This window comes from Castellaniella sp. FW104-7C03 (assembly GCF_040276085.1).
In the GTDB taxonomy this organism is placed as follows: Bacteria; Pseudomonadota; Gammaproteobacteria; order Burkholderiales; family Burkholderiaceae_B; genus Castellaniella.
This window is the reverse complement of record NZ_JBELOK010000002.1, coordinates 134,583-147,011: the sequence shown is the minus strand read 5'-3', so window position 1 is coordinate 147,011 and position 12,429 is coordinate 134,583. Positions and strand designations below refer to the sequence as shown.

Below are 12,429 nucleotides of genomic sequence, written 5' to 3'. Positions count from 1 at the left end.
GTAGTGTATTTCATCTGCCAGAGTCAAGAGTCTTATATCTTATATAAGACACAAGAGTATTAGACATCCGGGCAGGGAAATGCGAAAATGCTGAAGTTCCATTTTGTAGCATGGGCCGCCTTGCGGCGCGTTCGCCGACATGTCCGATACTTCCCAGATTGATCGTCAGCAGCCTTCAGGGCGCGCGTCACACAGCGCTGCGTTCAGCCCTTTGTATCAGCAAATCAAGGGCTTGATCCTTCAGGGCCTGGACCGTGGCGAATGGAAACCCGGCGAATCCATCCCCAGCGAACTCGAGCTTGCTTCCCGTTTTCAGGTCAGCCAGGGCACCGTGCGCAAGGCCATCGACGAACTCGCAGCCGATAATCTGCTGATCCGTCGCCAGGGAAAAGGCACTTTTGTGGCGACTCACAACGAGGCCCGTGTCCGTTACCGTTTTTTGCGTTTGGCCCCCGACGACGGCCTGGCCGCGGCTTCCAGCAGCGAAATCCTTGATTGCCGCCGCACCAAGGCTTCGGCCGAAATTGCGGCTGCCCTTGATTTGCGGGCGGGTGATGCAGTCGTCAACATGCGCCGCGTGCTGTCTTTCAACGAAATCCCCACCATTCTCGACGATATCTGGCTGCCGGGCAGTGCTTTCAAAGGCCTGACGCTCGAGTTCTTGCAGAAATATCGCGGCCCGGTCTACGCCTTGTTTGAAACCGAGTTTGGCGTCAGCATGGTGCGCGCCGAAGAAAAAATCCGGGCGGTGGCAGCCACCGACGCCCAAGCAACGTTATTGCAAGTTTCGGCCGGCAGCCCGTTGCTGCAGGTAGAACGCATTGCCTATACCTATGGTGATCGTCCTATGGAATTACGCCGGGGGCACTACGTGACCGAGCGCCACCATTACCGAAACAGTTTGAATTGATTCCAAGATCGGCGAAAATACTAATTGATCTCCTGAATCCAACCTATTTTTAACTACGAGGCCATCATGTCTGAGTCAGCCACAAAGCCGCGTCCGCAGTTTCGTAACTTGGGGTTAGCCGACCTCATGAGCTACAAGCTGCCGCCCGCAGGCAAAGCTTCCATTCTGCACCGTATCAGCGGCGCGTTGCTGTTTTTGGCGCTGCCGGTGATTCTGGTTCCGCTGTTTGCGCAAAGCGTGCAGTCGCCAGACACCTTTGCCACCATGAAAGAATGGGTTGCCAACCCAGCCTGTAAGGTGGTGTTGCTGGTGTTGATGTGGGGATATTTTCACCACTTCTGCGCAGGCATCCGCTATCTCACCCTCGATCTTCACATCGGCCACAACCGCGAAGCCTCGCAGCGCTCCGGCGCCCTGGTAATTGGCGTTGCCCTGGGCCTTACCGTGGTGTTCGGTTTGAAACTCTTTGGAGTCTGGTAATGACAAAAGAACGCATTGGTCGCAAGCGCCTGGTTGTGGGCGCACACTATGGCACCCGTGATTTCATCGTCCAGCGCTCCACCGCGGTCATCATGGCGGTGTATACCCTGGCCCTGGTGCTTTACGCCGTTTTCGTGTCCAACCTGGATTTTGAAACCTGGCGCGCGTTTTTTGCTTTCACGATCGGTACGCTGCCGGTGGGCCAAATGCTGGCCACGCTGGCTTTTCTGTCGCTGGCCTGGCATGCCTGGGTAGGTGTGCGCGATATCTGGATGGATTACGCCCATTCTGATGGTCTGCGCCTCTTCCTGGAGGTTCTGACTGCCCTGTGGCTGGTCGCGGCCGTGGTCTTCTTCGCTAAAATTCTCTGGAGTCTCTAACGTGGCTGCTGTCAACAAATCTACCCCACGCCGCCAGTTTGATGTGGTGGTCGTTGGCGCCGGCGGGGCCGGCCTGCGCTGCGCCCTGCAACTGTCCAATGCGGGCCTCACCGTTGCGGTGCTCACCAAAGTGTTCCCCACCCGCTCGCACACTGTGGCCGCACAAGGCGGCGTCAGTGCCTCGCTGGGCAACATGAGCGAAGACCACTGGCAATGGCACATGTACGATACTGTCAAGGGCTCCGATTGGCTGGGCGACCAGGACTCCATCGAATTCATGGTGCGCGAAGCCCCCAATGCCGTCTACGAGCTCGAACACTTCGGCATGCCCTTCGACCGCAATCCGGACGGCACCATTTATCAGCGCCCCTTTGGTGGCCATACCTCCCATTTTGGCGAGAAGCCCGTGCAGCGCGCCTGTGCGGCGGCCGACCGCACCGGCCACGCCATGCTGCACACGCTGTATCAGCGCAACGTGGCGGCGCGCACCAATTTCTTCGTCGAGTGGATGGCGCTGGATCTCCTGCGCAACAATGACGGCGATGTGCTGGGCGTCACTGCCATGGAAATGGAAACCGGCGATATCTACATCCTCGAAGCCAAGCACACCGTGCTGGCCACGGGTGGCGCCGGCCGTATCTGGGCGGCAACCACCAACGCCTTCATCAATACGGGCGATGGCCTGGGCATGGCGGCGCGCGCGGGCATCCCCCTGCAAGACATGGAGTTCTGGCAGTTTCACCCCACGGGGGTGGCGGGCGCAGGCGTGCTCATCACCGAAGGCGTGCGTGGTGAGGGCGGCTTCCTGCTCAACAAGGATGGCGAACGCTTCATGGAGCGCTACGCACCGCAGCTTAAAGATCTGGCCCCGCGTGATTTCGTCTCGCGCTCGATGGATCAGGAAATCAAAGAAGGCCGTGGTTGCGGCGACGGCAGCCATGTGCTGCTCAAGCTGGATCACCTGGGCGCGGAAACCATCATGAAGCGCCTGCCGTCGATTCGCGAAATCGCCATCAAGTTTGCCAATATCGATCCCATCAAGGATCCCATCCCCGTGGTGCCCACCATCCACTACCAGATGGGTGGCATTCCCGCCAACTATCATGGGCAGGTGATGACGCTGGTCAATGGCGAGGAAAAAGTGGTCAACGGCCTGTACGCCATCGGCGAGTGTGCGGCCACCTCCGTGCACGGTGCCAACCGCCTGGGCACCAACTCGTTGCTGGATCTGGTTGTGTTTGGTCGCTCGGCGGGCAACTTCATTGTGGCCCAGCACCCCGAGAAACAGCACAGCCACGCGGCTTTGCCGGACACCGACATCGATGCCTCGCTCGATCGCGTCAATCGCCTCGAAACCCGCACATCCGGCGAGAAGCCCCAGGATGTCGTGCACAAGATGCAGCAGGCCATGCAAAGCCACTATGGCGTGTTCCGCAAGCTCGACAAGCTCAAAGAGGGCGAACAGGTCATCAACGGGCTTGTCCCCGAAGTCGAAAACATGTATTTCGCGGATAAATCCAAGGTGTTCAACACAGCGCGCCTGGAAGCCCTCGAAGTCACCAACATGATCGAAGTGGCCCGCGCCACGGCTAAATCGGCGGCCAACCGCCTCGAGTCCCGCGGCGCCCATGCCCTGGACGAATACCCCGAGCGCGACGACGTCAACTGGCTCAAGCACACCCTGTGGTTTGCCCCCGATAACCGGCTCGACTACAAGCCTGTGCGCATGAAGCCGCTCACCGTCGATACCATTCCGCCCAAGGCGCGGACTTTCTAATCCGGATACTGTCATGACTAAACGTATCGTCAAATTCGAAATCTATCGCTACGACCCCGACAAGGACGAGCGTCCCTACATGCAAAAGCTCGAGGTCGAGCTCCAGCCTTCCGACAAGATGCTGCTGGATGCCATCCTGCGCATCAAAAACGAGGTCGACGACAGCCTGGCGCTGCGCCGCTCGTGCCGCGAGGGCGTGTGTGGTTCTGATGCCATGAACATCAATGGCCATAATGGCCTGGCGTGCACCACCAACCTGCTCACGCTTGCCGAACCCATCGTGCTCAAGCCCTTGCCTGGCCTGCCGGTGGTGCGCGATCTCATCGTGGACATGACGTTCTTCTACGATCAATACCACTCCATCAAGCCTTATCTGATCAACGACGAGCCGCCTCCCGAGAAAGAGCGCCTGCAGTCGCCCGAAGAGCGTGAAGAGCTCAACGGCCTGTACGAGTGCATTTTGTGTGGCTGCTGTTCCACGGCCTGCCCGTCGTTCTGGTGGAACCCCGATAAATTCGTGGGGCCGGCAGGTTTGCTGCAAGCCTATCGCTTTATCGCCGACTCCCGCGACCGCGCCACCGGCGAACGTCTCGACGACCTCGAAGATCCGTACCGCCTGTTCCGTTGCCACACGATCATGAACTGTACCGAGGTCTGTCCAAAGGGGCTGAATCCCTCGGCAGCCATCGGCAAGATCAAGGAAATGCTTGTTCGGCGTACGGTTTAGGTTTCCGCATGTCTGGCGATCTCACAGATCTTGATCGCGCGCGCCTGCGCTGGCGGGCGCGCCGCGGTCTGCTCGAAAACGACCTCATCATCACGCGTTTCCTGGATACCTTCGAGACGCAGTTGTCCGAGGCTGACGTACGGGCACTGACACAGCTATTTGAAATGGGCGACAACGAATTGCTCGATGTCCTTCTGGGGCGGACGGACGTTTCCGGTGTCTATGACACCCCGGACATCCGTCGTCTGGTCGAGCAAATGAAGGCGCTGTAACTTAAAGGAAAATCACATGCAGCTATCCGAAAATAAGGCCACGCTATCGTTTTCCGACGGTAGTCCGTCGGTTGACTTTCCCGTGTATCAGGGCACGGTAGGCCCCAATGTCATCGATATTCGCAAGTTGTACAGCCAAACCGGCATGTTTACTTACGATCCGGGTTTCCTGGCCACCGCATCCTGCGAATCCGCCATTACCTTTATCGATGGTGAGAAAGGGCAGTTGCTGTATCGCGGCTACCCCATCGATCAGCTGGCACAAAATTGTGATTTCCTGACCGTCTGCTACCTGATCATGAACGGCGAGCTGCCCGACGGCGAGCAAAAAAAGACGTTCGATGATCTGGTCACTCACCACACGCTGGTGCACGAGCAGATGCACAAGTTTTTGCAGGGCTTCCGCCGGGATGCACACCCGATGGCTGTGCTGACGGGCCTGGTGGGCGCTTTGTCGGCGTTCTACCATGATTCCACCGATATCACCGACCCTCATCATCGCGAGGTTTCCGCGATTCGCCTGATTGCCAAGATGCCTACACTGGTGGCCATGGCGTACAAGCACTCGCTGGGTCAGCCCTTCATCTATCCGCAAAATAATCTGTCCTATACGGGTAACTTCCTGCGCATGATGTTTGCCACGCCGTGCGATGACTATAAAGTCAATGATGTCGTCGAGCGCGCCCTGGATCGCATCTTTATTCTGCATGCCGACCACGAGCAAAATGCATCCACGTCCACCGTGCGTCTGTGTGGTTCTTCTGGCACCAACCCGTTTGCTGCCATTGCGGCAGGTGTGGCGTGCCTGTGGGGCCCGGCACACGGCGGGGCCAATGAGGCCTGCCTGAACATGCTCGAAACGCTCCAGGCCAATGGCGGCATCGCCAAGGTTGGCGAGTTCATGGAGAAGGTCAAGGACAAAAACTCCGGCGTACGCCTGATGGGCTTTGGTCATCGTGTCTATAAAAACCACGACCCTCGCGCCACGATGATGCAGGAAACCTGCCGTGAAGTGCTGGACGCACTGGGCTTGCACAACGATCCCCTGTTCAAGCTGGCCATGGAAGTCGAACGCATTGCACTCGAAGACAAGTACTTCGTCGAGCGCAAGCTGTACCCCAATGTCGACTTCTACTCGGGCATTGTTCAACGTGCCATCGGTATCCCCACCTCGCTGTTTACGGCTATCTTCGCGCTGGCCCGTACAGTGGGCTGGATTGCCCAATGGAACGAAATGCTGTCCGATCCCAACTACAAGATCGGCCGCCCGCGTCAGCTGTACACCGGTGCAGCAGTGCGCAACGTGAAATAACTTTCACGCGTATTTCTGTTAAAAGACGGGCACGGTGACGTGCCCGTTTTTTATTGCCCATCCGGAGACCCTCATGCCCGATCTGCTGTACCTGGATCCCGCCGAAATCGAAGCCCTATGCAAACGCGTGCTGCATCAGCATGGCCTGGATGAGGCCCATGCGGCAGCCATTACCCGGGTGGTGCTGGCCGGGCAACGGGATGATTGCCAATCACACGGGATCTACCGCATCCTGGATGTGGTGCGTACCATTCGCCTTGGGAAGGTCAACTTGCAAGCCCAGCCCCAGGTGCTTGAAAGCACTGGTGCCATCGTGAAGGTAGAGGCCGACGGCGGCTTTGCACCGCTGGCGTTCGAATGTGGTCTTGAGCCCCTGGCCGCAAGCGCACGTAGCCACGGCCTGGCGGCACTGGCTATTCGTCATTGCGTGCATTTCTCGGCCCTTTGGCCTGAGATCGAGGCGCTGACAGAGCGTGGCCTGGCGGCTTTGGCGCTTACCCCCAGTCACGCCTGGGTGGCACCGGCCGGCGGACGTGGGCCCACACTGGGCACCAATCCCATCGCCTTTGGCTGGCCGCGGCCTGGTACGGATCCCTATGTGTTCGACCTCGCCACCAGTGCCATTGCGCGAGGCGACCTCGAACTGCATCGCCGTGCAGGCAGTGCTTTGCCTGCTGCCTGTGGCGTGGATGAACAAGGACAACCCTCTACGGATCCCCTGGCCGTGATGGCCGGTGCCATGCTGACCTTTGGTGGACACAAGGGTTCTGCCTTGTCCACGATGGTCGAACTTTTGGCCGGCGCCCTGATTGGCGACTGGCTCAGTCTGGAGTCTTTGGCATTTGATGGCGGGCAGGGGGCTTCGCCGCGCCATGGCGAATTGATCCTGGCGTTTGATCCTGCTGCCTTTGGAGATCGGGATACCGCCATAGCACGGGCGGAGCGCCTGTTTGCCGCCATCGAAGGCCAGGGTGCCCGGTTGCCGTCCCAGCGGCGATTTGCCGCTCGCGCACGCAGCCGCGAGCACGGAATTGCCGTGCCGCGTGCGCTGTACAACGAGATTGAAGCCTTGGTGTTACCGGCCTGAAGCGGCTTGGGTGGCCTCTTGCTGGGCATCCACCACGGCCAGTGCCGTCATGTTCACAATCCGGCGCACCGTCGAGCTGGTGGTAAGGATATGAACCGGGCGGGCTGCCCCCAGCAACACCGGGCCCATGGCCACGCCATGACTGCCCGTCATTTTGAGCATGTTGTAGGTAATGTTGCCGGCATCCAGGTTGGGGGTGATCAGCAGATTGGCCGGGCCCTTCAGGGTGGTGTCGGGATAGGCCTTGGCGCGCGTCGCCTCTGACAGTGCTGAATCCGCGTGCATCTCGCCGTCCACTTCGAGGTCTGGTGCTTTTACCGCAATCAGTTGTCGGGCCAGTGCCATTTTGCGTGACGAGGCTGTTGGACGGCTGCCGAAGTTGGAATGGGACAGCAAGGCCACCTTGGGTACCACGCCAAAGCGGCGAACTTCCTCGGCAGCGAGGATGGTCATGTCGGCGATTTGCTCGGCCGTGGGGTCTTCATTGACGTGGGTATCGCAGATAAAGAGTGTCTGCGTGGGCAGCATCAGGACGTTCATGGCGGCATAAGTGCCGGCGCCGGACTTCAGTCCAATCACTTCTTCGACGTATTTCAGCTGGTTATCAAAGCGGCTGCCCACGCCGCAAATCATGGCGTCTACATCACCGCGTTGCAGCAACATCACGCCAATCAGTGAGTTGTGTTTGCGCACCATCGCCTTGGCGATGTCGGGTGTAACGCCTTCGCGGCCGCGAAGCTTGTAGTAGGCGCTCCAGGTTTCGTTGAACCGGTCGTCGTCTTCGGGGTTGACGATTTCGATGTTTTTGCCCGGCACCAGGCGCAGGCCAAATTTCTGGATGCGCATCTCGATGACGGCGGGGCGCCCCACCAGCACAGGCTGGGCAATGCCTTCGTCCAGCACTGTCTGGGCTGCGCGCAGTACGCGCTCGTCTTCGCCGTCTGCGTAGATAACCCGCTTGGGTGCCGATTTTGCCTGATGAAAGAGCGGCCGCATCAACTGACCAGAGTGATAGACGATGCTCATCAGCGACTGCCGATAGGCGTCCATATCCTCGATCGGGCGGCGCGCCACGCCGGAGGCGGCGGCGGCTTCGGCCACAGCCGGTGCAATCTTGAGGATCAGGCGTGGATCGAAGGGCTTGGGGATGATGTATTCGGGGCCAAATGTGAGGTCTTCATCGGCATAGGCACCTGCAACCTCGGCGCTGCTTTCTGCCTCGGCAAGTTCGGCAATGGCTTTTACGCAGGCCAGTTTCATTTCCTCATTGATGACGGTGGCGCCACAATCCATGGCACCCCTGAAAATAAAGGGGAAACACAGGACGTTATTGACCTGGTTGGGATAATCCGAGCGACCGGTGGCCATGATGCAATCGGGGCGGGCAGCCTTGGCGTCCTCGGGCAGGATCTCGGGGTCGGGGTTGGCCAGCGCCAGGATCATGGGGCGATCCGCCATGCTGCGAACCATGTCCTGCGTCAGTACGCCCGGGGCCGAGCAACCCAGAAAGACATCTGCACCCTTGCAAACATCAGCCAGGGTACGGGCATCGGTTTGTTGCGAGTAACGGGCCTTGTTGGGCTCCATGTGCTCGTCGCGCCCTTGCCAGATGACGCCGCGTGAATCCACCACATAGATATTTTTTTGTGATATGCCCAGCTTGACCAGAAGATCCAGACAGGCAATGGCGGCCGCACGGCGCCCGAGCACACCAGTTTTACTTCACTGATTTTTTTGCCGACAACTTTCAGGCCATTGAGGATGGCGGCTGAGGAAATAATGGCTGTTCCGTGCTGATCGTCGTGAAACACCGGGATTTTCATGCGTGCGCGCAGTTTTTTCTCGATGTAGAAGCACTCGGGGGCTTTGATGTCCTCAAGATTGACACCACCTAAAGTGGGTTCGAGTGCAGCGATGATGTCGACCAGTTTATCGGGGTCGTGCTCATCGAGCTCAATATCAAAGACATCGATGCCGGCAAACTTCTTGAACAGGCAGCCCTTGCCTTCCATGACGGGCTTGGCCGCCATGGGGCCGATGTTGCCCAGGCCCAGCACAGCGGTGCCGTTGGTTACCACGCCAACCAGGTTGGCACGCGAGGTGTATTTGGCGGCAGCGGCTTCGCCTTCGGCATGGATGGCCATGCTGGCTGTGGCAACGCCTGGCGAGTAGGCCAGGGAGAGGTCGTCCTGGTTTGCCAGCGGCTTGGTGGGGACAACCGAGATTTTTCCGGGAACGGGAAAGGCGTGGTAATCGAGGGCCATTTTGGCACGTTGATCTTTTAAATCCATGATTGCAATTGCTCCAGCGGTTTTATTGATATGGTGCTGTCGTGATCAGTGAGGGCTGAGACTGATCCGTGCAAGTGTTTGATAATACCAACGCCATTCTTGTGAAAAGCGGCATAGAACCAGCGTTTTGGGCTGATCAGTTTATACCCGCGTGGTAACCCGCGTATACTTTAGCCTTAATACGGCTTATGCAAGGCGTCGTACACTAGCCTTCTGCCCCTGCTATCCGCTTATCGGTCTGGCCGAGTCGCGGAAGGTTTTTCAATCTGCATCGTTCGGGTGAAGCACCCGCCAGGTGAAGCGCACAATGTCCACGGAACAAGAATTCCAGTCTAACTCCTATCTTTTTGGCGCTAATGCGCCTTATGTCGAAGAACTCTACGAGTCCTATCTCGATAATCCGGGATCCATCCCGGATCAGTGGCGCAGCTACTTTGACCAGCTGCAACACCAACCGGCGGCTGATGGCCGCGAAGCCACCCGCGACCAAGCACATGCGCCTATTGTGGCGTCGTTTGCCCAGCGCGCGCGCGAAAACTCCTTTCAGATTCGTCCTGCACAGGCATCCGACCAAGCCTTGGCTGTTGCCGGCAAGCAGGTTTATGTCCAGTCCATTATTGCGGCGTATCGCTCGTTAGGCGCACGCATCGCCCAGCTTGATCCGCTGAAACGCCGCGATCGTCCTGATATTCCCGAGCTCGATCCGGGCTTTTATGGCCTTACCGAAGCCGACCTCGATCAAATCTACTCGGCTACCAATACGTATTTCACCAAAGCCGACACGATGACCATGCGGGACATCCTGAAGGCACTGCAGGATACGTACTGCCGCAATATCGGTGTCGAGTTCATGCATATTTCTGATCCGGCCGTCAAACGCTGGATTCAAGAGCGCCTCGAATCCACCCTGGGTGTGCCCGAATACACCGTCGAGCAAAAACGCAATATTCTGCGTCAGGTTACCGAAGCCGAAGGCCTCGAGCGTTTCCTGCACACCAAGTATGTTGGTCAAAAACGCTTCTCCCTCGAAGGCGGCGAAAGCTTCATCGCTGCCATGGACGAGGTCGTCAACCATGCAGGCGATAATGGCGTACAAGAGATCGTTGTGGGCATGGCCCACCGTGGCCGCCTTAATCTGCTGGTCAACATCATGGGCAAGATGCCTGGCGACCTCTTCGCCGAATTCGAAGGCAAGCACGTCCAGGCGCTCAGCGACGGCGACGTCAAATATCACAACGGTTTTTCCAGCGACCTCTCCACCCGGGGCGGCCCACTGCATTTGTCGCTGGCCTTCAACCCCTCCCACCTCGAGATCGTCAATCCGGTGGTAGAGGGCAGTGTGCGTGCCCGGCAAGATCGCCGCGGCGACGAAAAAGGCGATCAGGTCTTGCCCGTGCTGGTGCACGGCGATGCTGCGTTTGCAGGCCAGGGGGTAGTGATGGAAACCCTCAATCTGGCACAAACCCGCGGCTTCGGCACTGGCGGCACCCTGCACATCGTCATCAATAACCAGATTGGCTTTACCACCTCTGATCCTCGCGACACACGTTCTACCCTGTATTGCACCGACGTGGTCAAGATGATCGAAGCCCCGGTGTTTCACGTCAATGGCGACGATCCCGAAGCCGTGGTGTTTGCCACGCAGATGGCACTGGATTATCGCCAGGATTTTGGCCACGACGTCGTGGTCGACATCGTCTGTTTTCGCAAGCTGGGCCACAACGAGCAAGACACGCCGTCTCTTACTCAGCCGCTGATGTACAAAAGCATTGGCAAGCACCCCGGCACGCGCAAGCTGTACGCTGATCGCCTGGTGGCCCAGGGCACGCTGGCCGACGGCGAGCCCGACCAAATGGTCAAGGATTACCGCCAGCTGATGGAAGACGGCCAGCGCACCGTCGAGCCCGTGCTCACCGACTACAAAAACAAATACGCCACCGATTGGTCGCCGTTTCTGGGGGCCAAGTGGACAGATCACGCCGATACCGGTGTGCCGCTCACCGAGCTTACCCGCATCGGCGAAAAACTCACCCAGGTGCCGGCCGATTTCACCGTGCACCCATTGGTCAACAAGTTGCTCAACGATCGTCTGGCCATGGCGCGCGGCGAGCACCCCATCGATTGGGGTATGGGCGAGCACCTGGCATTTGCCACGCTGGTAGCCAATGGCTACGCCATCCGTATCACAGGCCAGGATTCGGGTCGGGGCACCTTCTCTCATCGGCACGCGGTTTTGCATGATCAAAAACGCGAGCGCTGGGATGCCGGCAGCTACATCCCGCTGCAAAACGTGTCCGACAATCAGGCGTCGTTTACCGTCATTGATTCGGTCTTGTCCGAAGCCGCCGTGCTGGGCTTCGAATACGGCTATGCCACGGCCGAGCCCAACATCCTCACCATCTGGGAAGCCCAGTTTGGCGATTTCGCCAACGGCGCACAGGTCGTGATCGATCAGTTCATCGCCTCGGGCGAAGCCAAGTGGGGCCGTGCCTGCGGGCTTACGCTGATGTTGCCGCATGGCTACGAAGGCCAGGGTCCCGAGCACTCCTCGGCCCGGGTCGAGCGCTTCTTGCAGCTGTGTGCCGACAACAATATGCAGGTGGTTCAGCCCACCAGCGGTGCGCAGATCTTCCACGTGCTGCGTCGGCAGATGATTCGCCCGTTCCGCAAGCCACTGGTCATCTTTACGCCCAAGTCGCTGCTGCGCAACAAGGCTGCTGCCTCGCCCCTCGAAGACCTCGCCACAGGTACGTTCCAGCCGGTTATCGGCGAAGTCAACGCCGATATCGTGCCCGCTGACGTCAAGCGTGTACTGGTGTGCTCAGGCAAGGTTTACTACGATCTCGTACATGCCCGTGACGAGCAAAATCGCAAGGATGTGGCCATCTTTCGTATCGAGCAGCTGTATCCCTTTGCGCACAAGGCGTTCCAGGCAGAGATCCAGAAATACGAGAACGCCAAAGAGCTGGTGTGGGTTCAAGACGAGCCGCAAAATCAGGGGCCGTGGTTCTATGTACAGCATCACCTGTACGAGAACATGAATGATGGCCAGAAGCTGGGCTACGCCGGCCGTGCGGCCTCGGCATCGCCGGCTGTGGGCTACTTGGCCAAGCACCAAGAGCAGCAGCATGCCCTGATCGAGCAGGCCTTTTCGCCCAAGCTGAAAAGCTTCTCGCTGATCAAGTAAACCCAC

Annotated in this window: 9 protein-coding genes and 1 pseudogene; 9 read left to right on the top strand and 1 reads right to left on the bottom strand. The window is 58.6% G+C overall.

The genetic code is table 11. The annotated features are described in order from the left end of the window. Positions 1 to 139: 139 nt before the first annotated feature. The 8 genes from ABS758_RS02615 (at position 140) to ABS758_RS02580 (ending at position 6,945) form a co-directional block, all read left to right on the top strand. The gene (locus ABS758_RS02615) at positions 140 to 910 is read left to right on the top strand and encodes a GntR family transcriptional regulator (RefSeq protein ID WP_350380665.1); all 771 of its coding nucleotides are present in this window, start codon (positions 140 to 142) and stop codon (positions 908 to 910) included. Positions 911 to 976: 66 nt separating this feature from the next. After that, positions 977 to 1,390 carry a succinate dehydrogenase, cytochrome b556 subunit gene (sdhC, locus tag ABS758_RS02610; protein WP_350380667.1) on the top strand — a complete coding sequence of 138 codons (414 nt, stop codon included), beginning with the start codon at positions 977 to 979 and terminating at the stop codon, positions 1,388 to 1,390. Next, a complete protein-coding gene (gene sdhD, locus ABS758_RS02605) occupies positions 1,390 to 1,770 on the top strand; it encodes a succinate dehydrogenase, hydrophobic membrane anchor protein (protein ID WP_350380669.1) in 381 nt (126 codons plus the stop codon). Before sdhC ends, sdhD begins: the two co-directional genes overlap by 1 nt. Before the next feature lies 1 nt (position 1,771). Next, positions 1,772 to 3,547 (top strand): succinate dehydrogenase flavoprotein subunit, encoded by a 1,776-nt coding sequence (gene sdhA, locus ABS758_RS02600; RefSeq protein ID WP_350380671.1) that lies wholly within the window; start codon positions 1,772 to 1,774, stop codon positions 3,545 to 3,547. Positions 3,548 to 3,560: 13 nt separating this feature from the next. Continuing rightward, the gene (locus tag ABS758_RS02595) at positions 3,561 to 4,274 is read left to right on the top strand and encodes a succinate dehydrogenase iron-sulfur subunit (protein ID WP_350380672.1); all 714 of its coding nucleotides are present in this window, start codon (positions 3,561 to 3,563) and stop codon (positions 4,272 to 4,274) included. Positions 4,275 to 4,282: 8 nt separating this feature from the next. Continuing rightward, positions 4,283 to 4,546 (top strand): FAD assembly factor SdhE, encoded by a 264-nt coding sequence (locus ABS758_RS02590; protein WP_350380674.1) that lies wholly within the window; start codon positions 4,283 to 4,285, stop codon positions 4,544 to 4,546. A gap of 16 nt (positions 4,547 to 4,562) precedes the next feature. Beyond that, positions 4,563 to 5,858, top strand: a complete 1,296-nt coding sequence (gene gltA, locus ABS758_RS02585; protein ID WP_350380676.1) for a citrate synthase — start codon at positions 4,563 to 4,565, stop codon at positions 5,856 to 5,858. 73 nt (positions 5,859 to 5,931) lie between these two features. Continuing rightward, positions 5,932 to 6,945 (top strand): Ldh family oxidoreductase, encoded by a 1,014-nt coding sequence (locus ABS758_RS02580; protein WP_350380678.1) that lies wholly within the window; start codon positions 5,932 to 5,934, stop codon positions 6,943 to 6,945. Here ABS758_RS02580 and ABS758_RS02575 read toward each other — a convergent pair. Beyond that, a pseudogene (locus ABS758_RS02575) lies at positions 6,934 to 9,236 on the bottom strand (NADP-dependent malic enzyme). The gene ABS758_RS02580 and the pseudogene ABS758_RS02575 sit on opposite strands and share 12 nt — an antisense overlap. A 307-nt stretch (positions 9,237 to 9,543) precedes the next feature. Between ABS758_RS02575 and ABS758_RS02570 the strand changes: the two are divergent. After that, on the top strand, positions 9,544 to 12,423 hold the full coding sequence (locus ABS758_RS02570) for a 2-oxoglutarate dehydrogenase E1 component (protein WP_350380680.1): 2,880 nt from the start codon (positions 9,544 to 9,546) through the stop codon (positions 12,421 to 12,423). Positions 12,424 to 12,429: the final 6 nt, after the last annotated feature.